The organism is Microbulbifer sp. SAOS-129_SWC, assembly GCF_039696035.1.
GTDB lineage: Bacteria > Pseudomonadota > Gammaproteobacteria > Pseudomonadales > Cellvibrionaceae > Microbulbifer.
Map to the genome: position 1 here is coordinate 1,304,804 of NZ_CP155567.1, position 23,390 is coordinate 1,328,193.

The following is a 23,390-nucleotide window of genomic DNA, read 5'->3' on the forward strand; positions in this document are numbered from 1 at the left end:
ACCGCTCGCGCATCGCGTGCCGGGAGGTGAGCGGTGATCGGCACACTGCGCTGGCTGGCGCGCAAGTTCTGGCTGCTGGTGATATCGCTGGTTATCGGTCTGGCAATCCTGGTGCAGACCGGCCGCATTCTGTCACCGCAGGTGGAGAACTATCGCCCGCAGATCAGCCACTGGCTGTCGGCGCGCCTCGGCGTGCCGGTGCAGATGGACGGCCTGTCGCTGCGCTGGCAGGCGCTGGAAGTGGCGCTGCAGCTGGATGGCCTGCGCCTGGGGGCACAGGGCCAGGTCAAGATGGGCTACGGCCTGTTTCACCTCGACTTGCTGGCGAGCCTGTGGAACCGCGAGCTGGTGTGGAAAAACCTGCAGGTGCGGGACTTTTCCGCCGAGCTCAGCCGTACCGCCGACGGTGGTTGGCATATCGAGGGTTTCCCCGCCGGCGATTTGCCGGCGCCGACGCACAAGCCCGGCGGCGCCCGGCGCCTGGGTGATCCCGCGCGTATCTTCCAGCTGGGGCCCAAGGTGCAAGTGCGCAATGCCAGTATCACCCTGCGCCTGCCGGACGGGCCTGCCGCCCAGGTCCAGCTGCCGCAGATACTGCTGGAGAACAGCGGCGGATTTCACCGCCTCACCGGCCGCGCCTTCCTGACCCGCGCGGACCAGGATGCTGAGCTGGACGGCGGGGCCGAGACACTGCGGCTGGTGCTCGAAGGCCGCGGCAATCCCCGCGACAAGCGGCATTTCTCCGTCGACGGTTATGTCCAGTTGAACGAGCTGCTGCTCGATGCCGATATTGTCTCGCTGTTGCAGCAGATGCTGCCGCTGCCACAGCGCTATCACTGGAGCGGCCCCAAACTGGCACGCGGTAAGTTGTGGCTGCAGAGCGACAGCCAGCAGGGCTACCGCCTGCGCGGACGCCTCAATCTGGCCCGCGCCGACAGTGCCGCCGCGGTTCCGGGTGCCGGAGCTAACAAAAGCGCCGCCACCAAACAGGGCACCGCCGCGAAGCAAAATGCCGCGCCCCAGCAGGCCGCCGTGGCGAAACAGCCCGATGCTGCATCGAAGCAGGCGCAGATCATGGCGCCGCTGCAGTCTCTGTCCGGCGAAGTCTCCGGCCACTGGCAACCGGGCAGCCAGTGGCAACTCGCGCTGCAGAATATCCAGCTGGGCTGGCGCGATCTGCCGATGCCGCCGCTCAACCTGCAGGCCAGCAGCAGTGCGGCCGATGGATTGCAGCTGACGGTGGACCGGGTCGATGTGGGTGCCTGGGGCAGGATCCTGCAACGGATGGCGCTGCTCAAGGGGCCGGCCGCGGAGTGGTTGCAGGCGTTGCAGCCCAGCGGCGCCCTGCAACGGGTGCAGTTTTCCCGCGATCCGGGTGGCCAGATCGTATTGCGCGCCAACCTGCGTGACTTCAGCGCCGCCGCCTACCGCGGCGCCCCCGCCGTACATGCGCTGGATGGCTATCTGGAAGTGCGCGGCGCCAACGGCCGCGTAGAGCTGGACGGCGGCCCCGGCTTCAGCATGCAGTTCCCGAAACTCTACCCGCACGCCTTCACCTTCGAGCGCGCCAACGGCACGGTGGCCTGGTCGGTCGACAAGGCGAACAACTCGGTACAGATCTACTCGGGGCCGCTGCAACTGGACGGCAAGCTGGGCGATATCAACGGCCAGTTCCTGCTGCAGTTGCCGTTCCACCCGCACACCCGCGCCGCGGACTTTACCCTGTCGCTGGGGCTGCGCGATGCGCCGCTGACAGCGCAGCAGCAGCTGGTGCCGGAAACGGTCAGTGACAATCTGCGCGACTGGCTCAACCGTGCGGTGGGGGCACACAACCCGGGACGGGTACAGCGCGCGGCGTTTATCTACCGCGGTTCCAATTATCACGAAGGCGACAATCCGCACTTGCAGGCCCTGGGCGAGCATCCGGACCGCCAGACCGTGCAGGTAGCCGCGGACATCGACAACGGCAGCCTGGACTATGCGCCCGGCTGGCCGGCGGCGCGTGCCGTGGCCGCACGCCTGCGTGTCGACGACCGCGACGTGCAGGTGGATGCCCACAGCGCGCGCCTGTGGCAGATTGACGCGCGCAATATTGAGGTGGCAGTGACTCCCAGCCCGGTGGGGCAGGGCTCGCTACTGGGCGTACGCGCGCAGTTGAGCGGGCCGGCGGCGGACGGGCTCCGGCTGCTGCGGGATTCACCGCTGCGCAAGCAGTTGGGCAGCGCATTCGACGACTGGAAGCTGGACGGTCGCATGGCGGGCAGCCTGACCCTGTCGCAACCGCTCGGCGGTGCCGAGGTGGCGCCGCGGCAGAGCGTGCAAGTGCAGCTGCAGGGTGGAAAACTGCAGCTGCAGAACCTGCGCCTGGCGGTGGACCATCTCGACGGTGCGGTGCACTTCGACAGCGACAGCGGCCTCGCCGGCACCAGTCTTACCGGCGACCTCTGGGGTCGCCGCCTGAGAGCGCATATCCAGCATCTGGGCGAGGGCGAGCTACGCGACACCCAGGTGGTGATCGACGGCAGCAGCAGTATTGCCGCGGTAAAGGCCTGGAGCGCCCGCCCGGAGCTGGCCTGGCTCGATGGGGATTTCGATTACCGCGCCCTGGTGACCATCCCGGCACGGGCCAAGCACAAGCCCTACGCGGCGGTATTTGAACTCAGCTCGGACCTCGCCGGTGTCGCCGTTGACCTGCCGGCGCCGTTCGGCAAGGCGCGGGACGCGCGCACCGCGTATGTGCTGCGCGCCCCGATTGGCGAGCAGGGTACGCTTTTCCATATGAATTACGGCGAACACCTGCAGGGGCAGTTCTGGCAAGTGAACGGCCGGGTGGAGCGCGCCGCTATCGGCCTCAACGCCGAGGCGGTGCTGCCGGATCGGCGCGGACTGGCGGTAACCGGTGATCTGTCCCAGGTAGACCTGCACCGCTGGCTGGAGCGGTTACAGGTATTCAGTGACGATACCGCAACCGACACGACCTCAACTGCCGCCACTTCAGGCGGAACCGCCAGCGATGCGACCTCTGGATCCTCCGGCGGCGATGCGCACGCAGCCGACACCGCTGCGGCCGAGCCGCTGCCGATCACCCTCGATCTGAGCACCGACCGGCTACAGCTGGGCGCGGCGGACATAGACCATATTCACGTCAACGGCCGCGGCCTCGGCGCGGACTGGCAGTTGCAGTTCGACAGCGCCATGGCCTCCGGTGAGCTGAGTGGCGTGGTCAATGCGGAGACGCCGCTGCAGTTGAACCTGAGCCATCTGCAGCTACCGGCACCGAAGGCGGGCGAAACCGAGCCGGACGACGACAAGACGGAGCAGGGCGACGACAAGGCGAAAGCCGACCCCTGGGCCGGATTCGATTTCACCGGCCTGCCGCGGGTGGATTTCAGTACGGACAGCCTGCGCATCGGCGAGGAGGATTTTGGCCGCTGGTCTTTCCGGATGCGTCCGTCCGCCAAGCGCCTGGTGATCAGCGATATCCGCGGCGCCGCTCGCGGTGTTCGCGTCGAAGGGCGCGGTGAGGGCGAGCACAAGCTGGGGGCGCAACTGATGTGGCTGCGCAATCCCGACGGCAGCGAATCGACCCAGTTCATCGGCCGCTTGACCGCGGCCAACCTGGCGGATGTGCAGCGCGCCTGGGGTCAGGAGCCGGCTATCGAGAGCGAGCGCGCCGGTTTTGATACGGCGCTGCGCTGGGATGGCTCACCGGCCCGGGTCAGCGCCGATGGCCTGTCTGGCGAGTTGAAGATTGACATTCGCAAGGGGCGTTTCCTGCGCGCCAAAGACACCGCCGGCTCGGCGTTGCTGCGGTTGCTGTCGCTGTTCAATTTCGATACCTGGGCGCGGCGCCTGCGTCTGGATTTCTCCGACTTGTACCAGAGCGGCATGGCCTTCGACCGGGTGCGCGGCGAGGTGTACTTCGAGGGCGATGGCAAGCTGCTGATCGCGGTGCCGATCCAGGTGGAGGGACCAACCAGCGAGTTGCAGATGGCGGGGCGGGTCAACCTCAAGCGCGAGGATCTGAACCTGACCCTGGTGGCGACGCTGCCGGTGGGCAACAACCTGGCGCTGATCGCGGCGCTGGCCGGCGGTCTGCCCGCCGCGGCCGGGGTCTACCTGATCAGCAAGGCGTTCAAGAAGCAGGTCAACAAGATGGCCAGCGTCAGTTACCGCATCAGCGGCGATTGGGCAGAACCTCAAGTGCGCTTCGACAAGCTGTTCGATGACGAGGGCGCCAGTCGCGAGGGTAACGCCGCCGAGGCGGAGAGCCGCGCGCCGCCGGCCGGCAGTGACCCGCCGGGCACCGTGTCCGGGCGCCAGCCTGAACCCCGGCAGCTGCGCGAGTCGGATAGCGGCGGGGCGCAAGCGCCGGCAATCTGAGCCATGCCCCTCGCGGTTGCGGCGTTGCCAACCCTATAACGGGAGGGAAGCTGCGGCGGGAGAGGAAGATGAACAGGACAATGAACAATACCGTGAAATTGGTCGCCTTGGCGTTGGCGCTGCTGCTGGCACCTGCCGGTCAGGCCCAGGACAGCGCCGACAGTACCATGACAGTGGCGCAGGCGAAGGCCAATATCGCCGCCGGAACCAACCTGGCTGCGATCCCCCGCTCGGTGTGGCGCCAGCTGCTGAGCCCGGCGCAATACCGCATCCTGTGGGAAAAGGGCACCGAGCGGGCCTACAGCGGCAAGCTGCTGCACAACAAGGCGGAAGGCACCTATGTGACGGCGGGTTGCCGCCTGCCGGTGTTCAGCTCGGCCCAGAAATACGATTCCCACACCGGCTGGCCCAGTTTCTGGGACGTGGCCTACCGACAGAATATCGTGCTGAAACCGGACAACAGCCTCGGGATGCACCGCACCGAGGTACTGTCGGCCTGTGGTGAGCACCTGGGCCACGTGTTCAAAGATGGACCTGCCCCGACCGGTTTGCGCTACTGCCTGAACTCGCTGGCGCTGGATTTTGTTCCGGCGGTTGCAAAAACCGAATAATTATTCGATATTGTTGCCTGCGGCCTGTGCGAAGGGCCGCAGAGCAGAGGTACAACAATAATCAACAGAGGTCCGTGCCGATGTCCGAGGTGGCCACAGTGACGGGAGCCCCCGTCAAGCGATATACCCTGTTCCGGGTCTTCAAATACGCTGTCTACCTGTTACTTACTTGCAACGTATACGCCTTTTTCACTGAGAATCATGCCGCTGCTGGCGCGGTCTTTGCCCACGGCCTGCAGTTCGGCAAGCTGATCGAAGCCTACAACGACAGCATCGATACCCTCTCCTGGGTACTGTTGCTGCTGGTATTCGAGCTCGAGACCTTCGTGCTGTCGGACGATAAGATTCGTGGCTGGGTCAAATGGAGCCTGAATGCGGTCTCCGCGTTCTGTTACCTGTTTATCCTTTATTCCTTCTACGGCTACGTGGCCGAAATGGCCTCGCTGACGCATCTGCTGCCGCTGCAGCAGTCGGCCTGTGACTTGGCCAGTCAGGGCGGTTGGCTGCTGGCGGTGGGTCAGGATGACTATGTGCCGCTGACGGCCAATAATTGCGCGGCGCTGGCGGATGCACACGTGCTGCGCCAGGGCGGTATTCAGGTGCTGGCAACGGTGGATACCTGGAATGAGATCAAGTGGCTGGCGGCCACGGATGTGGTCAATGCTGCGGCCTGGGTGCTGGTGGTGGTGATTCTGGCCTTCGATGTGTGGCTGCAACTGCGCAACGAGCTGTCGGACTCGATGATGCGCTACTCGCAGGTGATCAAGGTGCTGCTGTACTCCACCCTGATGCTGTGTGCCATCTACTGGGGCATTAACGGCAGCTTCCTGGATTTCTGGGATGCCTTCCTGTGGCTGGTGGCCTTCTTCTTTATCGAGATGAACCTGTTTGAATGGCAGGCGGAGACCAGCGCTGAGTAGTCATCTCGGGTAATTTCTCCATGTGGGGCGGACCTTGTGTTCGCCCTTTTGCTTTCTGGGCATTGTGGATAACCCGGTGGCGGCGCTGCTACCGATAGCTGTTTGCCAGACACGCGCTAGGCGCCCCCCAGTGAATACATTCCTGTACGCTCTAATTGGCATCCATGCCTCATAAGGTCTGGCAAACAGCTATCGGTATCAGCGCCTCCGCATATCGTTCATCACCTCCTGAAAGTCTCATTGGACCACCTCACGAAGTCAGGTACTGCAAACCGAAGGGAAAACGCTAGGTGTACCGTTTCGAAACCGTCGGCGACAGGACCGAAGGTGCTGTGAACGTATGGAGCGGCCGGACTGTCGCTGCCGGAGCGTAGGGCCGGCCCCGCGAGCGTAGCGAGTGCTTTGGGTCCAGGGATGTATTAGCAGAGGGCGCCTTACCCGATTTCGGACTGTTACCTCCAATACTTTGCCACCACCTGGCCCGGAACAGAGCACATTAGCGCTAAACCCCAACCCCCAACCCCAGAAACGAAAAAGGGCGAACACAAGGTCCGCCCCTACAATGGCCTGGTGCTGATGCCTTATCCCGCTTCCTGGATAAAGAAATCCCGCAGAAAGCGGAACAGCTTGCGCTGATTGGTGGGCGGTTTGTTGTTTTTGATCTCTTTCTGCGAGTCGCGGATCAGCTGGCGCAGTTGCTGGTGGTCGGCGCTGGGGTAGTTGTCGAAGAAGTCGCTCTGCGCGGCTTTGCCCTCTTTGAGCAGGCGTGCGCGCCAGTCTTCGGCCATCTTGTCGAAGCGCAGGTGCAGCTGGTCGCGCTCCTTGAAGCGGTTTAGAACGGCCTCGATGGCCTCGCCGTCCTCGCTGCGCATCAGCTTGCCGATATACTGATTCTGGCGGCGGCGCGCCTCGTTGGACTTGATCCGGTGCAGGGTGGCGATGGCTTCGCGCAGGTCGTCGCTGATCGGCACTTCAGCCAGTTGCGCGCCATTAAGCTCGGTCAGCTGGGTACCCAGTGCCTGCAGCTCGTGCATTTCCTGTTTAACCTGGGTCTTGCTCTTCGGCAGCTCGCCGTCGAAATCTTCAAATTCTTCCACAGTGACTTCCTGTTGATTACTGGCCGCCATAATAGCAGGTGGCCAGTCCGAGAAATGACATAAAGCCCACCACGTCGGTGACGGTGGTCAGGGCCACGCCACCGGCCAGGGCCGGGTCGATACGCATCGCGCGCAGCAGCACCGGTAATACCGCGCCAGCGAGGGCGGCGGTGACCAGATTGATGATCATGGCGGCGACGATGATGATCGCGAGTCGCTGGTCGTCGAACCAGAGTCCGGCGATGGCCCCCATGACCAGGGACCAGAGCAGGGCGTTGAGTACCCCGGCGCCGAGCTCGCGGGTCATCAGCCAGCTCAGATTGCTGCGACCGATCTGGCCCAGTGCCATACCGCGAATCACCACGGTCAGCGTCTGGCTGCCGGCGACGCCGCCCATACTGGCGACGATCGGCATCAGCACCGCCAGTGCCACCACCTTGTCCAGGGTGCCCTCGAACAGGCTGATTACCCACGAGGCGAGCAGCGCGGTGAGCAGGTTGACCCCCAGCCACAGGGCGCGGCGGCGGGCGGTGCGGCGCACCGGGGCGAAGGTGTCCTCTTCCTCATCGAGGCCGGCCAGACTCATCAGCGAGTGGTCGGCGTCCTCGCGAATCACATCCACCACGTCGTCGATGGTGATGCGACCGAGCAGGCGGTTGTCGTCGTCCACTACCGGCGCGGTGATCCAGTCGTACTTGGCGAACAGGCGGGCGACTTCGGTGTCGGGCAGGTCCGCCGGGATCGGCTCCACATCAGTGTTGACCACCTCGCGCACGGTCACCGACGGATCAGTGGTCAGCAACCTGGAGAGCGGCAACAGGCCGATGTACTGGCCCTTGCGGTTGACCACATACAGGCAATCGGTGGATTCCGGCAGCTGCGCATGGCGGCGCAGGTAGCGCAGCACCACGTCCAGGGACAGGTTCGGGCGCACGGAGATGGTGTCCGTGTCCATCAGGCCGCCGGCGGTCTCCTCGTCGTAGGCGAGGACGCTCTCGACGCGGCGGCGGTCGGTCTCGCTCATCGCGGCGAGGACTTCGCCCATAACGCGCTCGGGCAGGTCCTGGAGTATGTCGGCGACGTCGTCGGCGTCCAGCCCCTCCATCACCGCCACCATTTCCTCGGTGTCCATGGTGGAGAGAATCTGGCTGCGGACCTCGTCCGGGAGCTCCTGCAGTACCTCGCCCTCGATCTCGCGGTCGATCAGTTTCCACAGCACCTGGCGGATGCGCGGTGGCGAGCTCTCCAGTAGCTGCGCGATGCTCGGTGGCGACAGGGTGCCGAGCATGCGCTGGACCTCGCGCCCGGTGCCGCTGTCGAGCGCGGTGAACAGCTGGCTCAGCCGGTTCTGGGTACGAAACTGGATCTCGGCGGAGGGCGGATTGGGCACGCAAAGGCCTCGTTAATACGGAATGCGGAGTAATGCAGGGGAGGACCGGCGCATTACTCGGCTTCCCCGAAGCGGTCGGCAATCAGCGCGCTGATTGCGGTCAAGGCGTCGTCTTCGTCGCGGCCCTCGACCTCAAGCTCCAGTTCACTGCCCTTGCCGGCGGCCAGCAGCATCAGTGCCATGACGCTCTTGCCGTCCACCGCCTTGCCACGGCAATACACCCGGATATCCGCCGAAAAGCGCGCGGAAGTCTGCGCGAGCTTACTGGCCGCGCGGGCGTGCAGGCCCAGTTTGTTGATGATGGTAAGGCGGGTTTTCTGCATGGCGGCGATTATCTGTGGACTGGCGGGCGGCGGCTCACGGCTGCTGCTCGCGGTGGCGTACCTGCACATTGCCGAATTGCCGGGCAAATATCTCGCGCAGCTGTTCGACCATGTAGACGGAGCGGTGGCGCCCGCCGGTACAACCGATGGATATGCAGGTATAGCTGCGGTTACTGCGCTGGTAGGCGGGCAACCAGCGCTCCAGAAACTCGGTAATGTCGCGCTGCATGGCCTCGGTTTCCGGGTGGCTGCGCAGGTATTCGGCCACTTCCGGATCCAGGCCGGTTTTCTGGCGCAGCTCGGCGACCCAGTAGGGGTTGGGCAGGCAGCGCAGGTCGAACACCAGGTCGGCGTCTACCGGGACACCGTGCTTGAAGCCGAATGACTGGAACAGGATTGCCATACCCGGCGAATCGCGGCCGACCACGCGGGTTTTTACCAGGTCGCGCAACTGGTGCAGGCTGAGGCTGCTGGTATCGATCACCAGATCGGCCATGGCCGCCAATGGGGCCAGCAGTTCCTTTTCCCGGTTCAGCGCTTCCAGCAGGTGGGTGCGGTTGTCACTAAGTGGGTGCTTGCGGCGGGTCTCGCTGAAGCGCTGCACCAGCACCGGTGAGCGGGCATCAAGGTAGATGAGGTCGCACTGTACGCCACTCTCGCGCAGCGTGGAAATGACCTGCGGGGCCTGCTGCACATCCTGCCACAGGTTGCGGGCATCGATACCCAGTGCCAGTCGCGGGCTTCCGTTCAGTGCGTTGTGGGTCAGTTGCTGAGGCTGCTCGCGCATCCGCTTGACCAGTTCGGGCAGCAGGCTGGCGGGCAGGTTGTCGATACAATTGAAACCCACATCCTCGAGCAGTTGCAGGGCGGAACTTTTACCTGAGCCGGAGCGGCCGCTGATAATCACCAGGCGCATGGATCAATTACCGGGTCTTCTTGAGCTGGGGTTAATGATCGGGGTTTCCCGTCTACGGCTCAACACTATTTGTCCCGCGTGAACGGATTATTGTGTTTGCGTTGCCTGTTTTTGCGGCTGCGGCGCTCAGGCGGCAGCGGCGCTGTCGATCGCCAGCGCGTAGAGCTCGTCGCCCGTCTGTGCCTGGCGCAGTTTTTCACGCACGCGGCTGTCGGAAAACAGTGCAGCGATCTCCGCGAGTGTTTCCAGGTGCTCCTGCTCGGCGTCTTCGGGTACCAGCAGGGCGAACAGCAGGTCCACCGGCTGGCGATCGGCGGCGTCGAAATCCACTGCGGGCTCGGTGGTGCAGAGGACACCGATCGCGTGCCCACAGCCGGGCAGCCGGCAGTGGGGAATGGCGACACCTTCCCCGATGCCGGTGGAGCCGAGGCGCTCACGGGCGATCAACTGATTGAAAATAGTGTCGGCGTCGAATTGTGGATATTGTTCGGCAATGGCCTGGGCAATATTGAGCAGCAGCTTTTTTTTGCTGCTCCCCGCCAGGTGACAGAGACTCAGGCGGGGAGAGAGTAACGCTTCCAATGTCATAGTTTATCGGTGTTTCTGCAACTTCTCTTTGTGTTTCTTCAGCTGGCGGTCCAGCTTGTCGGAAACGGCATCGATGGCCGCGTACATATCTTCATCTTCCGAGCCCGCGCACAGGTCGTGCCCGTTGATATGCACCCGTGCCTCGGCTTTCTGCACCAGTTTCTCGACCGAGAGGATAACCTGGGCATTGGTGATGTTGTCGTAGTGACGGGAGAGTTTTTCCAGCTTGCTTTCGCAGTAGTCGCGAATGGGCGGTGTCAGGTCAACATGGTGACCACTGATATTGATTTGCATGGAGTTCTCCTCTGCGAGCGCGATATGACCGCTGTGTCACCAGCGCACTCCGTCAGGGCGGCAACCCTACTAGGAAGTGCGCCAGATTGGAAGGATACACTCAAAGTTTGGCACCTGGTCGCGACCAGTGTGGCAGCCGGCGCCCGAGAAAGTGTGACCGGTATTTCTGTTGCGGTCAAAAAGCGTGCGTTGGGATCGTCACACCAGGCGCTTGCGCTCGCTTGAAGAGGGAATCCCCATGGATTCGCGGTACTTGGCCACGGTGCGCCGCGCCACCTTGATCCCCTGCGTGTCCAGCTCCTGGGTAATCTTGTTGTCGGACAGGGGCTTGCGCGGCTGTTCGCTGTCGATCAGCTTGCGGATCATGGCACGGATGGCAGTGGAGGAGGCATCCTCACCGGAGTTGGTGCTCACATGGCTGGAGAAGAAGTACTTGAGTTCGAACACGCCGCGGGGCGTGAGCATGTACTTCTGTGTAGTAACCCGGGAGATGGTGGATTCGTGCATGCCGATGGTTTCGGCGATATCCGCCAGTACCATTGGTTTCATCCCCTCCGGGCCCAGCTCGAAAAACCCCTGCTGCTTTTCGACAATACAGGTGGCCACCTTGAGCAGTGTTTCGTGGCGGCTCTGCAGGCTTTTGAGGAACCAGCGTGCCTCCTGCAGGTGATCGCGCAGGAAATTGTTATCGCTGGAATTGTCTGCGCGCTTGATCATCGCGGCGTAGTCGCCGTTGATGCGCAGGCGCGGGGTCGTCTCCGGGTTCAGCTCCACCATCCAGCGCTGCTGGCGGCGGCTGACGACGATATCCGGAATCACGTAGTGGGGCTCGTCGCCGCCGACCGCTTCCCCGGGATGGGGGTTCAGCGTCTGGATCAGGCGCACTACGTCACCCAGCTGCGCTTCGCTCAACCGGGTGCGGCGGCTCAGGCTGCGGAAGTCGCGCTTGCCCAGCAGATCCAGGAAGCGATCCACGACCAGCTGCGCCTGCTCCAGCCAGGGCGTCTGTGGCGGTAACTGCTGGAGCTGCAAGAGCAGGCATTCGCGCAGATCGCGGGCGCCGCAGCCGGCGGGCTCGAACTGTTGGATAATCTTGAGCACCGCGAGCACTTCGTCCTCGCCGACGTCCAGTGCGGTCCCCAGTTCGGCGGGACAGGCCTCCAGAAAGCCGCGCGGCGAGATGGCATCGATCAGGTTTTCGCCGATCAGTTTGTCCAGGGGGGACAGGGCGGTGAGGTTGAGTTGCCACAGCAGCTGGTCGTGCAGGCTGTCCGGGACCGAATTGCGCTGGTCCAGCGCCATTTCATCCCCCTCGCCGCCGCTGTAACTGCTGGCGCCACCGTAGATATCGTCCCACTGGGTGTCGACCGGAAGGTCTTCGGGGATGTCCTGGTTCCAGTCGCTGTCGGTGGTGGTCTCGCTGGCCGCCGCTGTGGCGCCGGGGTCTTCGGATTGGGTGTTCTGCTCGGCGCTGTCGCCGTGGTGCTCTTCGCCGTCCATCTCCAGTAGCGGATTGCTGTCGAGCGCCGACTGGACTTCCTGCTGCAGGTCCAATGTCGACAGTTGCAGCAGGCGAATAGCCTGTTGCAGCTGTGGCGTCATGGTCAGCTGAGTGCCGAGCTTTAACTGGAGAGACTGCTTCATAGAGGGCATTTGAGCCAATACGGCGGATGAATCGTCTACATATCGAAGATGTTGCAGACTAACCCTCTGATTCGTCGATTACAAGCAATAAGTGTGCCGACTTTTGGCGCAGCTTGGGCGGCGCGGAATGACAGATGCGCGATGAGAGGGCTTAGAGGCGGGGAGCCTTGCGGCCGCACCACTGTTTGAGTGGGGGGCGGGTTGGCGATTTCGCGGAAATTGCCAGGGCGCATTGATGGAGTGCACTCCGGCGCTCCATCAACAACGTCCGGATCAGGCGGCGATCAGATCGTAAAGTCGTGGCCGAGGTAGACCTCGCGTACCTGTTGGTTGTTCATGACCTCGGCGGGTGCGCCGGAGGCGATGATATGGCCCTCGCTGACGATATAAGCGGTCTCGCAGATATCCAGGGTCTCGCGCACATTGTGGTCGGTGATCAGCACGCCGATGCCGCGGTCGCGCAGATGGCGGATGATCTGCTTGATATCGTTGACGGAAATCGGGTCGACGCCGGCAAAGGGCTCGTCCAGCAAGACGAAATCCGGGTCCGTGGCCAGCGCGCGGGCGATCTCTACGCGGCGGCGCTCGCCGCCGGACAGGGCCATGCCGAGACTGTGCTCGATGTGGGTGATATTGAACTCCTGCAACAGTTGCTGCAGTTGCTCCAGGCGCCCGGCGCGCGTCAGGTCCTTGCGGGTCTCAAGAATGGCGAGGATATTGTCGCGCACTGACAGGCGCCGGAAGACCGAGGCCTCTTGCGGCAGGTAGCCGATACCCTTGCGCGCACGGCCGTGCATCGACAGGCGCGTGATATCTTCCGCATCGATCAGCACTTGGCCGGCGTCGGCCTGCACCAGCCCGGCGATCATGTAAAAACAGGTGGTCTTGCCGGCGCCGTTGGGACCGAGCAGGCCGACGATCTGGCCGCTGCTGACGCTGACGGAGACGTCGTGGACAACTTTGCGTTTCTTGTACTGTTTGGCGAGATGTAACGCTTGCAGCGTTGGCATAGTGTGTTCCGAAATTAATTTTTACCCGGCGCGATCGCAGTGCGCCGGTTATTGCTGTTGCTGCGGTTCTTTTGTTTTTTCACCGCCGGCGGATTGGTCACCCGTGGCTTTCTTTTCCGGCTTCCAGATCATTTCCACGCGGCCATCATTAGACTGGCCTTCCGCCTGCATTTGTTCGGTGTTCATGTCGTAATCGATACGTTCGGCGGTCAGCGTATTGCCGTCCCGGTCGACGTGGGCATCGCCAGACAGGTGCAGCTTGTCGGAGCTGACCGTAAATTCGATGCGCAGGGCATTGGCTTTGACCGGATTTTCGCTCTGTTGCACCTGTTGCTGGAAGTGCGCGGGTTTGCCCACTGCGACCACACGTTTGATTTCGCCGCTGGGACTGCCGTGAACCTCGACCCGATCGGCACGGATCTGCAGTGAGCCCTGAGTGATGACCACCTTGCCGCTGTAGATGGACAGGTTCTTGCCGCGGTTGGCCTCGAGCTTCTGCGCCTGCACCTTGATCGGCTGGCTGCGGTCGTCGGGCAGTGCACTGACTTGAGTGCTGACAGCGAGGGCGCACAGGGTGGCGAGCAGGGCCAGGCGTTGCGACAGATTATTTGAGCGGTTCATAGCTACTTTCCACATCGGCAAGGATTTCCACCCGGTCCTGTTTCAGGTAGGCGCGCAGGCCTTTTCCCCGGGTGTGATTGGGGCCGGCGATAATATTAACAACTTTGTTGGTCTCGGCGTATTCCTGCCGCGGCTTGATAGTGATTTGCTCGGTTTCCAGGTGTACGCCACCGGGTGCCGGTTGTTCGGTGATTTTGACATCGCCCTTGAGTACCACCCGCTGCCCGTTGTTGTAGGCCACGCCGGAGTGGGACACGGTGCGCCATTTGGGCTTGTCTTCCTGGTAGAAAAGTATACGCGGTTCGGTCAGGTTGGCGCGGTCGCGGCGCGAGAACTGGAAGAAGGAGATCTTGTCTGCATCCACGCGGTAGGCGAGGGTGCCCTCCGGGTTGAAATGACGTGTCTTGGCACCGCGGATCACCAGGTCGGGGGCGCGGTTCTGTTCTTTCCGCGTGGGTCGCTTGCCCATCAATTGCTCCGGCGGGCTCTCGGCAAACCAGAGACCGGCGCAGATCAGGGCGACGACGATGACCATCGGCAGCCAGGTACGCATTTGTATTCTCCATTGCTCAAACCGGCGGGTGGCCGTGCGTTTCGCTTTGTTGTGGGCCGGTGTCGCCGGCCCTCCGTGTGGCGTTTGTCAGTCGCTGGCGAGGTAGGGCGCGAGCGCTGCGTCGAAGGTGCCCTGGACCTGCATGATACGGTCGCAGACTTCGCGCACGGCGCCTTCACCGCCGCGCGCGCGGGTCACCCACAGGGCCCGTTCGCGCACCGGCGGGGCGGCGTCGGGGACCGAAATCGGGCAGCCGATGCGGGTCATTACCAGCAGGTCGGGGTAGTCGTCGCCGACGTAGGCGATATCCTCGAGCCGGCAGCTGTCTTCGGCGAGCAGTTCTTGCAGCGCCTTGTACTTGTCCTCGCGGCCCTGGATCAGCTTGTGGATGCCGAGGTCGTGGGCGCGGCGCTCGACCACGCCGCTGCGGCGGCCGGTGATGATTGCCACCTGCACCCCGGATTTCTGCAGCATCTTGATGCCGTGGCCGTCCAGTGTGTGGAAGGTTTTCAGTTCGTTGCCGTTGTTGTCGAAGTAGAGGCGGCCGTCGGTCAGCACGCCGTCGACGTCCAGCACCAGCCAGCGCACTTTGCGCAGGGCCAGGCCGAGTTGTTCTTCTGTCGTGGTCACTGGTGGTCTGTCCTTATAAACATCTGGGCGGCGCCGGAGCCGGTAGCCGTTTGCTCAACAGCCTGATCGGCAAATGTTTCCCAAACGGCTCCCGGCTCCGGCGCCTTCGCATTGAATTTGGTGAAGCTCGAAGGCTGCGGGGTGTGCCGCGCGCACCATTTGGCTGGGCCCTCGAATACCGTCAAATCACTCCGGCGCGCAGTATATCGTGCATATGCAGCAAGCCGATGGGGTGGTGGGCCTCGTTTTCCACCACCAGGGCGGTGATCTTGTTGTCTTCCATGATACGCAGGGCCTCGGCGGCGAGGGTGTCGGCGGAGACGGTTTTGGGGCGGCGGCTCATTACTTCGTCCATGGTGGCGGTATCCAGTTCCACCTTGTGGTCGATGACGCGGCGCAGGTCGCCATCGGTGAAGACGCCGAGCAGGGCGCCCTTGTCGTCCACCACTGTGGTCATGCCGAAACCCTTGCTGGTCATTTCCAGCAGTGCCTGGGACAGCAGAGTACGCGGGCTCACCTGCGGCAGCTCGTCACCCGAGTGCATCACGTCTTCCACTTTGAGTAGCAGGCGCCGGCCGAGGGCGCCACCGGGGTGGGAGAAGGCGAAATCTTCGGCGGTAAAGCCGCGCGCCTCGAGCAGTGCCACCGCCAGCGCGTCGCCCATGACCAGGGTCACGGTCGTCGAGGAAGTTGGCGCCAGGTTCAGCGGGCAGGCCTCGGTTTCCACGGCGATATCGAGGTTGACATCGGCAGCCTGGGCCAGTGGTGAGTCGGCCTTGCCGGTCATGCTGATCATCGGGATGCCCAGGCGTTTCAGCAGTGGCAGCAGGGTCAGCACTTCGGCGGAGCCGCCGGAGTTGGAGATGGCGATCACCAGGTCGTCGCGAGTGATCATGCCCAGGTCGCCGTGGCTGGCTTCACCCGGGTGCACAAAGAAGCTGGGGGTGCCGGTGCTGGCCAGTGTGGCCGCTATCTTGCGGCCGATATGGCCCGATTTGCCCATGCCGGTGACGATAGCGCGGCCGCGCACCTGAAGAATCAGTTCGCAGGCGTGTTTGAAGTCGCCGTTGATACGGTTTTCCAGGGCGGCTACCGCTTCGTTTTCCATCAAAACGGTGCGGCGGCCCGCCTGGAGGATCAGATCCTGGGTCATGGACTTTCTCTACATCTGGTTGTGATTGAGTCTAGCGAATGGCACACCTGCTCCGGGGGGGTACCTCCGGGGGGCGCATGCTAACCTCAATAGTAAGAAAAATGCGGTGCCCGGTGATCTGTGCGCGACGGATCACGGCGCAACTATGGCGTGTCGCCCCACCGCCGGGCGCGGCCATGGTATAGTTTGCCGCCGCCGCTGTCAGCTATAGGGATGATTGGCAGCCAGCCGCCGATCAGGGCGGCCATCAGCAAAGGCGGTTTTGCCACGGCACTTTCCGGCGCCGTGTGCATCAAAGGGAACGATTTGCCAATGGGAGAATTTTTGTGAACGCATCGTCAATTTCTGGCCGTTTCGGTTTTGCTCAGTGGGTGAGAATGGCGCTGTGCGCCGTGCTGGTGTCCGCCTGGGTGCCGTTTGCCAGTGCAGCCCAGAACCCCTACACAATGATCGAGGGAGTCTCGCAGAACCTGCTGGGGGTGATACGCACGAATGCCCAGTACCTGAATTCCGATCCAAAGCGCTATTACAGCGCGGTGGAGAGCGTGCTGACGCCGGTAGTGGATTTTGACTTTATCGCCCGCGGAGTCATGGGGCGCTATGCCAAACAGGCGACCGCCGCCCAGCGCGCGCGCTTTTCCCACGCCTTCCGCAGCGACCTGGTGGCGACTTTTGCCCGCGGTGTCGCCTCCTTTGGCAGTATGGACGTGAAGGTGGTCAACCCGGGCTCTGCGCCGAGTGGTAACCGCGTGAACGTGCTGCAGGAAGTGCGCAGTAAAGAGGGCGTTACCAAGGTGTCCTATACCCTGGTGCGCAATCGCGCCGGCCAGTGGAAGCTGATCAACGTGATCCTGAACGGGGTCAACCTGGGCAAGACCTTCCGCAGCCAGTTCGCCCAGTCCATGCAGACCCACGGTGGCGATATCGACAAGGTCATTGCCAGCTGGTCCGCTGGCGCGGCCGCCAACAAGGTGGGCTGAGGGCCGCCGCCGGTTGCGCCGACTGCTGCGCGACCGGCGGGTTTCCAGTACACTTGCCCGCGGTTTTCAACGCGACACTGATCAATCCGATTTCTCAACCCGATTTCCCCGCCTATGCAACCCGAAGATATCAAGACCCTGATTGAAGGGCATATTCCCGACAGCAGCGCCGATGTGGCTTTTGAAGGCAGCCATGTGATGGTCACTGTCGTCAGCCCGGCCTTTGCCGGTCTGAGCCGGCTGAAAAAACAGCAACTGGTCTACGCGGCGCTGAGCGACAAGATCGCTGACGGCACTCTGCACGCGGTACAGATGCAGACCCTTACCCCGGAAGAGGCCGGCCGCTAGGCCGGACAGCGAAACGCATGGATAAACTGATTATCGAGGGCGGCGGTCCGGTCTCCGGCACCCTGAAAATATCCGGTGCCAAGAACTCGGCGCTGCCGATTCTGGCCGCGGCGCTGCTGGCCGACGGGCCGGTACACATCCACAACCTGCCGCACCTGAATGACATCACCACCATGATCACGCTGCTGCGTTGCATGGGCTGTGAAGTCACCATCGACGAGAAGCTGGGGGTGGAAATCGATCCCCGCTCGGTCAACGACCTGACGGCGCCGTATGAGCTGGTAAAAACCATGCGCGCGTCGATCCTGGTGCTGGGCCCACTGCTGGCCCGCCACGGTGTGGCCAACGTGTCTTTCCCCGGTGGCTGTGCCATCGGCAGCCGCCCGGTGGATATTCACCTGAAGGGCCTCGAGGCGATGGGTGCCGAGATCACCATCGACGAGGGCTTCATCCGCGCCCGCATCAACGGCCGCCTGAAGGGCGCCAATATCGTGATGGAAAAGGTCACCGTCGGCGGCACCGAGAACCTGTTGATGGCGGCGGTACTGGCCGAGGGCACCACGGTGCTGCACAACGCCGCGCGCGAGCCGGAGATCGTCGACCTGGCGGAGTTCCTGATCGCCATGGGCGCACAGATCGAGGGCGTCGGTACCGATACCCTGCGCGTTCACGGCGTGCAGCGCCTGAATCCCTGTACATTCAGTGTGATGCCGGATCGCATCGAGACCGGTACCTTCCTCGCCGCCGCGGCGGCGTCGCGCGGCAAGGTGCGCCTGACCCATACCCGCGCGGATATTCTCGATGCGGTGATGGTGAAGTTCGAGGAGGCGGGTGCGTTTATCTCCACTGGTCCCGACTGGATCGAGCTGGATATGAAAGGCAACCGCCCCAAGGCAGTCAGCATTCGCACGGCCCCCTATCCGGCCTTTCCCACCGACATGCAGTCGCAGTTTATGGCCATGAACGCGGTGGCCGAGGGCAAGGGCGCGGTGGTGGAGACCATCTTCGAGAACCGCCTGATCCAGGTGCACGAGCTGAACCGCATGGGCGCCGATATCCTGCTGGAGGGCAACACCGCCATCGTCACCGGGGTGGAGAAGCTCAAGGGGGCGCCGGTAATGGCGTCTGACCTGCGCGCCTCCGCCAGTTTGGTGATTGCCGGTATGGTGGCCGAGGGCACCACGATCGTGGATCGCATCTACCATATCGACCGCGGTTACGAGTGTATCGAGGAAAAATTGCAGCAGTTGGGCGCGAATATTCGCCGCACAGCCGGCTGAATCGGCGGCCCTGTCCACATCATCTAACAGCGGCGCGCGGTGCGCGCCGTCGACAACGCATACAACGATAATCGCCATGCAAATCACCATTGCGCTGACCAAGGGGAGAATTCTCAAGGAAACCCTGCCGCTGCTCGCCGCCGCTGGTCTCGAGCCGCAGGAGGATATCTCCAAGAGTCGCAAGCTGATCTTCCCCACCAACCGACCGGATGTGCGTCTGCTGATCCTGCGTGGCGTCGACGTGCCGACCTACGTGCAGCACGGCGCCGCTGATATGGGGGTGGCGGGCAAGGATACGCTGCTGGAGCACGGCAGCGACGACCTCTATGAGCCGCTCGACCTGGGTATTGCCCGCTGCCAGTTGATGACGGCCGGCGTGAAAGGCGCCGAGCTGCCGCGCGGGCGCATCCGCGTGGCCACCAAATTTGTCCACAGCGCCAAACGATACTACGCCGCCCGTGGGCGCCAAGCGGATATCATCAAGCTGTACGGGGCGATGGAGCTGGCGCCGCTGATGGACCTGGCCGACGAGATCGTGGATATCGTTGATACCGGCAATACGCTGAAGGCCAATGGGCTGGAAGCGCGCGAGGTCATTGCACCGATCAGCAGCCGCCTGATCGTCAACAAGGCGTCGATGAAAATGAAATACCAGCCGATCAGCGCGCTGATCGACAAACTCGCCGCCGCCGTCGCCACCGATTGAACGATTTGCCATGAATAAGGAATGCATTCGCCGGCTCAATGCCGCCGACACGGATTTTGACGATCGGCTCAACCAGCTGTTGGCCTGGGAGTCCGTCGCCGATCAGCAGGTGGAGGCGACCGTCGCTGACATACTGCAGCAGGTGCGCACCCGCGGCGACGCCGCGGTGATCGAATACACCAACCGCTTCGACCGCCGCACAATGCAGAGTGCGGCCGATTTCACTCTGTCTGCCGCCGACCTGTCTGCCGCGCTGGAGCGGATTCCGGCGGCCGAGCGCGCCGCGCTGGAGGCGGCCGCGGCGCGGGTGCGCGATTACCATCAGCATCAGCGGCAGGAGTCCTGGCAGTACCGTGAGGCCGATGGCACCGTGCTGGGCCAGCAGATCACGCCGATGGAGCGTGTGGGGATCTATGTTCCCGGTGGCAAGGCCAGTTACCCGTCTTCGGTGCTGATGAACGCGATTCCGGCCAAGGTGGCCGGCGTCGATACCGTCACCATGGTGGTGCCGGCACCGGATGGCCAGCTCAACGACCTGGTATTGGCCGCGGCGGCTATCGCCGGTGTGGATCAGTTGTACACGATTGGTGGTGCCCAGGCGGTGGCCGCGCTGGCCTATGGCACCGCGTCCGTCGCGCGGGTGGACAAGATTGTCGGCCCCGGCAATATCTTCGTCGCCGCCGCCAAGCGCGCGGTGTTCGGCCAGGTGGCGATCGACATGATCGCCGGCCCGTCGGAGATACTGGTGATTTGCGACGGCGATACCGCCCCGGACTGGATCGCCATGGACCTGCTGTCGCAGGCCGAGCACGACCAGCAGGCGCAGGCGATTCTGCTGAGCCCGGACGCCGGCTTCCTCAATGCCGTGTCAGTGTCGCTGGAAAAGCTGCTGGCGGAATTGCCGCGTCGGGAAATTGCCGCGCAGTCACTGGCGGAGCGTGGTGTACTGATTCAAGTCGGTTCGATCGAGGAGGCGATCGCGCTCAGTAACCGCATCGCGCCGGAACACCTCGAAGTGTCGGTGGCCGAGCCGGAGCGCTACCTGGCCCAGATCCGCCACGCCGGTGCTATTTTCCTTGGTCGTCACACCGCCGAGGCGCTGGGCGATTACTGCGCCGGCCCCAATCACGTGTTGCCCACCAGCGGCACCGCCCGTTTCTCCTCGCCGCTGGGGGTCTATGACTTTCAGAAGCGCAGCTCGATCATCCACTGCTCGCCGGCCGGTGCCGACCACCTGGGTCGCGTTGCCGCGACGCTGGCGCGCGGCGAAGGCCTCGACGCGCACGCGCGCTCGGCGGAGTACCGGGTTGTGGACGATCAGTCGTAGCAGGCTCTCCGGGGCAGGCCTGCCCCGGGGGTATTCTTTTCGTATCAGGTTCTTTTCTGCGGTTTCGGTACTTCCGATACGGTCGCCGTGACCGTGCGCACATCCTTGTTGCGTACGAAGGTGATGGAGACGTTGTCGCCCGGGCGCAGTGTGGCCATGGCGGCGACGCCGCGCTTGCCGTCGTTGATCGGCAGGCCGTTGATATGGGTGATCACGTCGCCGGGTTTCAGGCCGGCCTGGAATGCCGGCCCCTGATCGTAAATGGCGGTGACCAGCACACCGTGGTTCGAGCTGAGGTGGAAGGCGCGGGCCAGCTGCGGCGTCACCTTGCTCGCCTCGATGCCCAGCCAGCCGGGAACCACGCGACCGTATTCGATCAGGTCGTTCATGACTTTGAAGGCGATATTGGCCGGAATCGCAAAGCTGATCCCGCCGCGGGGGCCGGTCTCGGTGGCCTTCTCGGTGTTGATGCCGAGCAGACGGCCGCGCGTATCGACCAAGGCGCCGCCGGAGTTGCCGGGGTTGATGGCCGCGTCCGTCTGCAGGAAGTTCTGCAGGTAGGACGGGCCGTGGCTGTCCGGCAGGTAGCGCCCGGTGGCACTGATGATGCCCTGGGTCACGGTCTGGCTCAGGCCCAGGGGGTTGCCGATCGCCAGCACCACATCGCCCACCTGGACTCTCTCCAGATCCCCGACCTCGATCGGGGTCAGGTTGGGCAGGTCAATTTTCAGGACTGCCAGGTCGAAATCCGGGTCGCTGCCCACCACCTTGGCCTGGGCCTCGCGGCCGTCCGACAGCAGAATGACGATGGCGTCGGCCTGGTCGATGACATGGTGGTTGGTGAGGATGTAGCCCTCGTCGTTGACGATCACCCCCGAACCCAGGTTGATCTGGATGCGATCCCGCTGCTGCGGGCTGGTGCGATAGCCGAGGTAGCGACGCATCGGGTCGTTGTTCTGCGACTGCCGGTGCAGGACATTGCGGGTGTAGATGTTGACCACCGATGGCGCTGCGCGATTGACCGCTGTGGCGTAGGAGACCGGGCCCTGCCACTCTCTGGACGCCATGTTGTGGGCGCTGTCGCGCAGTTGCGGGAACAGCAGCATCAGGGCTGCGGCGATGGCCAGGCCGATACCGATGGGGGCGGCCCACTCTTGCAGGAAACGTTTCAGGGACACTCAGAACTCCTCGATTTGTCGCCATTATACGGATTCCGCCTGTGGTGTCCCGCCTCGCCGGCGGTGCGGCGTGCAGCCAGTGGCGGTCCGCACTTGGGCGCGGCGCCGTAATCCGTATAATGGCGGCTCCAAAAAAAACGTGACCCATTCGTTATTCTCATTGGAGACCTCTATGTCCCTGGTTCGTCCCCACGGCAGCGTTGAGCTGCAGCCCCGATTCGTCTACGACAGCGAACGCCACCATCAGCTGATGCACGAGGCGGAGTCCCTGCCGTCGATCGTCGTCAGCTCGGCCGCCGCCGCCAACGCGGTCATGCTGGGGGCGGGCTACTTCAACCCGCTGCACGGTTATATGAATCTGGCCGACGCGCTGGGTGTGGCCGAGTCCCTGCGCACCGTTGACGGCCTCTTCTGGCCGGTACCGGTGGTGAATATGGTCGAGGACACCAGTGCCATCGAGGGCGCCTCGCGCATCGCGCTGCGCGACCCCAATGTCGAGGGTAACCCGGTGCTGGCGATCATGGACGTGGAGGCCATCGAGACGGTTTCCGACGCGCAGATCGATACCATGGCCGAGCAGGTGTTCGGCACCCTGGATGACAAGCACCCGGGCGTGGCCACATTCAAGTCCGCTGGCCGCAAGCTGATTTCCGGCCCGATCGAAGTGCTGAACTTCAGCTACTTCCAGAGTGATTTCCCGGACACCTTCCGCACCGCCGTGGAGATCCGTCACGAGTTCGCCGAGCGCGGCTGGAACAAGGTTGTGGCTTTCCAGACCCGCAATCCGATGCACCGCGCTCACGAGGAGCTGTGCAAGATGGCGCTCGAAGCCGTGGATGCCGACGGCGTGCTGATTCACATGCTGCTGGGCCAGCTGAAGCCGGGTGATATCCCCGCACCGGTGCGCGATGCGTCCATCCGCAAAATGGTCGAACTCTACTTCCCCGCCAACACCGTAATGGTGACCGGTTACGGGTTCGATATGCTCTACGCCGGCCCGCGCGAGGCGGTACTGCACGCAGTGTTCCGTCAGAACTGTGGCTGCAGCCACCTGATCGTGGGCCGCGACCACGCCGGTGTGGGCGACTACTACGGCGCCTTTGACGCTCAGACCATTTTCGATGAGAAGGTTCCGGAGGGCGCGCTGGAAATCGAGATCTTTCGCGCCGACCACACTGCCTACTCAAAAAAGCTGAATAAGGTGGTGATGATGCGCGATGTGCCGGATCACACCAAAGAGGACTTTATCCTGCTGTCCGGTACCAAGGTGCGCGAGATGCTGGGCGACGGCATTGCCCCGCCGCCGGAATTCTCCCGGCCGGAAGTGGCGCAGATCCTGATGGCGTACTACCAGGCGCAGTAACCGCTCGCGGCGACAGGCACAAAAAAGGCGGGTCATACCCGCCTTTTTTGTGCCTGTCGATTTGTGCCTGTCGGA

At 63.3% G+C, this 23,390-nt stretch carries 22 protein-coding genes; 9 read left to right on the forward strand and 13 right to left on the reverse strand.

Features of this window, described 5'->3' with window-relative positions; genetic code table 11:
• Positions 1–33 precede the first annotated feature (33 nt).
• The 3 genes from ABDK11_RS05495 (at position 34) to ABDK11_RS05505 (ending at position 5,914) form a co-directional block, all read left to right on the forward strand.
• Positions 34–4,383, forward strand: coding sequence for a YhdP family protein (locus ABDK11_RS05495; protein ID WP_346839295.1), 4,350 nt, complete (start codon positions 34–36; stop codon positions 4,381–4,383).
• Between the two features lie 68 nt (positions 4,384–4,451).
• Positions 4,452–4,994, forward strand: coding sequence for a peptide-methionine (R)-S-oxide reductase MsrB (gene msrB, locus ABDK11_RS05500; protein ID WP_346839296.1), 543 nt, complete (start codon positions 4,452–4,454; stop codon positions 4,992–4,994).
• 98 nt (positions 4,995–5,092) lie between these two features.
• Positions 5,093–5,914 carry a hypothetical protein gene (locus ABDK11_RS05505; RefSeq protein ID WP_346839297.1) on the forward strand — a complete coding sequence of 274 codons (822 nt, stop codon included), beginning with the start codon at positions 5,093–5,095 and terminating at the stop codon, positions 5,912–5,914.
• 581 nt (positions 5,915–6,495) lie between these two features.
• Here ABDK11_RS05505 and yjgA read toward each other — a convergent pair.
• From yjgA to ABDK11_RS05565, 12 genes are all read right to left on the reverse strand, one after another.
• On the reverse strand, positions 6,496–7,011 hold the full coding sequence (gene yjgA, locus ABDK11_RS05510; RefSeq protein WP_346839298.1) for a ribosome biogenesis factor YjgA: 516 nt from the start codon (positions 7,009–7,011) through the stop codon (positions 6,496–6,498).
• Positions 7,012–7,027: 16 nt separating this feature from the next.
• Positions 7,028–8,401: a magnesium transporter gene (mgtE, locus tag ABDK11_RS05515; RefSeq protein ID WP_346839299.1), complete on the reverse strand. Its 1,374-nt coding sequence runs from the start codon at positions 8,399–8,401 to the stop codon at positions 7,028–7,030.
• Positions 8,402–8,454: 53 nt separating this feature from the next.
• Entirely contained in the window at positions 8,455–8,724 is a 270-nt protein-coding gene (locus tag ABDK11_RS05520) for an HPr family phosphocarrier protein (RefSeq protein WP_346839300.1), read from the reverse strand.
• Positions 8,725–8,758: 34 nt separating this feature from the next.
• Complete coding sequence (rapZ, locus tag ABDK11_RS05525; RefSeq protein ID WP_346839301.1) at positions 8,759–9,640, reverse strand: RNase adapter RapZ; 882 nt, start codon at positions 9,638–9,640, stop codon at positions 8,759–8,761.
• 126 nt (positions 9,641–9,766) lie between these two features.
• Complete coding sequence (gene ptsN / locus ABDK11_RS05530) at positions 9,767–10,228, reverse strand: PTS IIA-like nitrogen regulatory protein PtsN (RefSeq protein WP_346839302.1); 462 nt, start codon at positions 10,226–10,228, stop codon at positions 9,767–9,769.
• A 3-nt stretch (positions 10,229–10,231) separates the two neighbouring features.
• A complete protein-coding gene (gene raiA / locus ABDK11_RS05535; RefSeq protein WP_346839303.1) occupies positions 10,232–10,522 on the reverse strand; it encodes a ribosome-associated translation inhibitor RaiA in 291 nt (96 codons plus the stop codon).
• A 198-nt stretch (positions 10,523–10,720) separates the two neighbouring features.
• Positions 10,721–12,166 carry an RNA polymerase factor sigma-54 gene (locus tag ABDK11_RS05540; RefSeq protein WP_346839304.1) on the reverse strand — a complete coding sequence of 482 codons (1,446 nt, stop codon included), beginning with the start codon at positions 12,164–12,166 and terminating at the stop codon, positions 10,721–10,723.
• Positions 12,167–12,450: 284 nt separating this feature from the next.
• Positions 12,451–13,176 (reverse strand): LPS export ABC transporter ATP-binding protein, encoded by a 726-nt coding sequence (gene lptB / locus ABDK11_RS05545; RefSeq protein WP_346839305.1) that lies wholly within the window; start codon positions 13,174–13,176, stop codon positions 12,451–12,453.
• A gap of 48 nt (positions 13,177–13,224) precedes the next feature.
• On the reverse strand, positions 13,225–13,797 hold the full coding sequence (lptA, locus tag ABDK11_RS05550; RefSeq protein WP_346839306.1) for a lipopolysaccharide transport periplasmic protein LptA: 573 nt from the start codon (positions 13,795–13,797) through the stop codon (positions 13,225–13,227).
• Positions 13,781–14,350 (reverse strand): LPS export ABC transporter periplasmic protein LptC, encoded by a 570-nt coding sequence (gene lptC, locus ABDK11_RS05555; RefSeq protein WP_346839307.1) that lies wholly within the window; start codon positions 14,348–14,350, stop codon positions 13,781–13,783. The genes lptA and lptC overlap by 17 nt, the downstream gene beginning before the upstream one ends.
• A gap of 87 nt (positions 14,351–14,437) precedes the next feature.
• Positions 14,438–14,980 (reverse strand): HAD family hydrolase, encoded by a 543-nt coding sequence (locus ABDK11_RS05560; RefSeq protein WP_346839308.1) that lies wholly within the window; start codon positions 14,978–14,980, stop codon positions 14,438–14,440.
• A 181-nt stretch (positions 14,981–15,161) separates the two neighbouring features.
• Positions 15,162–16,133, reverse strand: coding sequence for a KpsF/GutQ family sugar-phosphate isomerase (locus ABDK11_RS05565; RefSeq protein WP_346839309.1), 972 nt, complete (start codon positions 16,131–16,133; stop codon positions 15,162–15,164).
• A 326-nt stretch (positions 16,134–16,459) separates the two neighbouring features.
• Between ABDK11_RS05565 and ABDK11_RS05570 the strand changes: the two genes are divergently transcribed.
• The 5 genes from ABDK11_RS05570 (at position 16,460) to hisD (ending at position 20,774) form a co-directional block, all read left to right on the forward strand.
• Positions 16,460–17,113: an ABC transporter substrate-binding protein gene (locus tag ABDK11_RS05570; RefSeq protein ID WP_346839310.1), complete on the forward strand. Its 654-nt coding sequence runs from the start codon at positions 16,460–16,462 to the stop codon at positions 17,111–17,113.
• Positions 17,114–17,227: 114 nt separating this feature from the next.
• Complete coding sequence (locus ABDK11_RS05575; protein WP_346839311.1) at positions 17,228–17,461, forward strand: BolA/IbaG family iron-sulfur metabolism protein; 234 nt, start codon at positions 17,228–17,230, stop codon at positions 17,459–17,461.
• Between the two features lie 17 nt (positions 17,462–17,478).
• Positions 17,479–18,741, forward strand: coding sequence for a UDP-N-acetylglucosamine 1-carboxyvinyltransferase (gene murA / locus ABDK11_RS05580; RefSeq protein WP_346839312.1), 1,263 nt, complete (start codon positions 17,479–17,481; stop codon positions 18,739–18,741).
• A gap of 76 nt (positions 18,742–18,817) precedes the next feature.
• A complete protein-coding gene (gene hisG, locus ABDK11_RS05585; RefSeq protein WP_346839313.1) occupies positions 18,818–19,447 on the forward strand; it encodes an ATP phosphoribosyltransferase in 630 nt (209 codons plus the stop codon).
• 10 nt (positions 19,448–19,457) lie between these two features.
• Entirely contained in the window at positions 19,458–20,774 is a 1,317-nt protein-coding gene (gene hisD, locus ABDK11_RS05590) for a histidinol dehydrogenase (protein WP_346839314.1), read from the forward strand.
• Positions 20,775–20,818: 44 nt separating this feature from the next.
• On the opposite strand, the gene ABDK11_RS05595 is transcribed toward hisD, so the two are convergent.
• The gene (locus tag ABDK11_RS05595) at positions 20,819–21,952 is read right to left on the reverse strand and encodes a trypsin-like peptidase domain-containing protein (RefSeq protein WP_346839315.1); all 1,134 of its coding nucleotides are present in this window, start codon (positions 21,950–21,952) and stop codon (positions 20,819–20,821) included.
• Positions 21,953–22,124: 172 nt separating this feature from the next.
• Between ABDK11_RS05595 and sat the strand changes: the two genes are divergently transcribed.
• A complete protein-coding gene (gene sat, locus ABDK11_RS05600) occupies positions 22,125–23,315 on the forward strand; it encodes a sulfate adenylyltransferase (protein ID WP_346839316.1) in 1,191 nt (396 codons plus the stop codon).
• Positions 23,316–23,390 lie beyond the last annotated feature (75 nt).

What these genes read in the sequence shown, in the direction of transcription:
- lptA (WP_346839306.1), bottom strand. Translation starts at nt 13,797, where the DNA reads ATGAACCGCTCAAATAATCTGTCGCAACGCCTGGCCCTGCTCGCCACC.
- hisG (WP_346839313.1), top strand. Translation starts at nt 18,818, where the DNA reads ATGCAAATCACCATTGCGCTGACCAAGGGGAGAATTCTCAAGGAAACC.
- ABDK11_RS05565 (WP_346839309.1), bottom strand. Translation starts at nt 16,133, where the DNA reads ATGACCCAGGATCTGATCCTCCAGGCGGGCCGCCGCACCGTTTTGATG.
- raiA (WP_346839303.1), bottom strand. Translation starts at nt 10,522, where the DNA reads ATGCAAATCAATATCAGTGGTCACCATGTTGACCTGACACCGCCCATT.
- hisD (WP_346839314.1), top strand. Translation starts at nt 19,458, where the DNA reads ATGAATAAGGAATGCATTCGCCGGCTCAATGCCGCCGACACGGATTTT.
- ABDK11_RS05540 (WP_346839304.1), bottom strand. Translation starts at nt 12,166, where the DNA reads ATGAAGCAGTCTCTCCAGTTAAAGCTCGGCACTCAGCTGACCATGACG.
- ptsN (WP_346839302.1), bottom strand. Translation starts at nt 10,228, where the DNA reads ATGACATTGGAAGCGTTACTCTCTCCCCGCCTGAGTCTCTGTCACCTG.
- lptB (WP_346839305.1), bottom strand. Translation starts at nt 13,176, where the DNA reads ATGCCAACGCTGCAAGCGTTACATCTCGCCAAACAGTACAAGAAACGC.
- rapZ (WP_346839301.1), bottom strand. Translation starts at nt 9,640, where the DNA reads ATGCGCCTGGTGATTATCAGCGGCCGCTCCGGCTCAGGTAAAAGTTCC.
- msrB (WP_346839296.1), top strand. Translation starts at nt 4,452, where the DNA reads ATGAACAGGACAATGAACAATACCGTGAAATTGGTCGCCTTGGCGTTG.
- sat (WP_346839316.1), top strand. Translation starts at nt 22,125, where the DNA reads ATGTCCCTGGTTCGTCCCCACGGCAGCGTTGAGCTGCAGCCCCGATTC.
- lptC (WP_346839307.1), bottom strand. Translation starts at nt 14,350, where the DNA reads ATGCGTACCTGGCTGCCGATGGTCATCGTCGTCGCCCTGATCTGCGCC.
- ABDK11_RS05520 (WP_346839300.1), bottom strand. Translation starts at nt 8,724, where the DNA reads ATGCAGAAAACCCGCCTTACCATCATCAACAAACTGGGCCTGCACGCC.
- ABDK11_RS05575 (WP_346839311.1), top strand. Translation starts at nt 17,228, where the DNA reads ATGCAACCCGAAGATATCAAGACCCTGATTGAAGGGCATATTCCCGAC.
- murA (WP_346839312.1), top strand. Translation starts at nt 17,479, where the DNA reads ATGGATAAACTGATTATCGAGGGCGGCGGTCCGGTCTCCGGCACCCTG.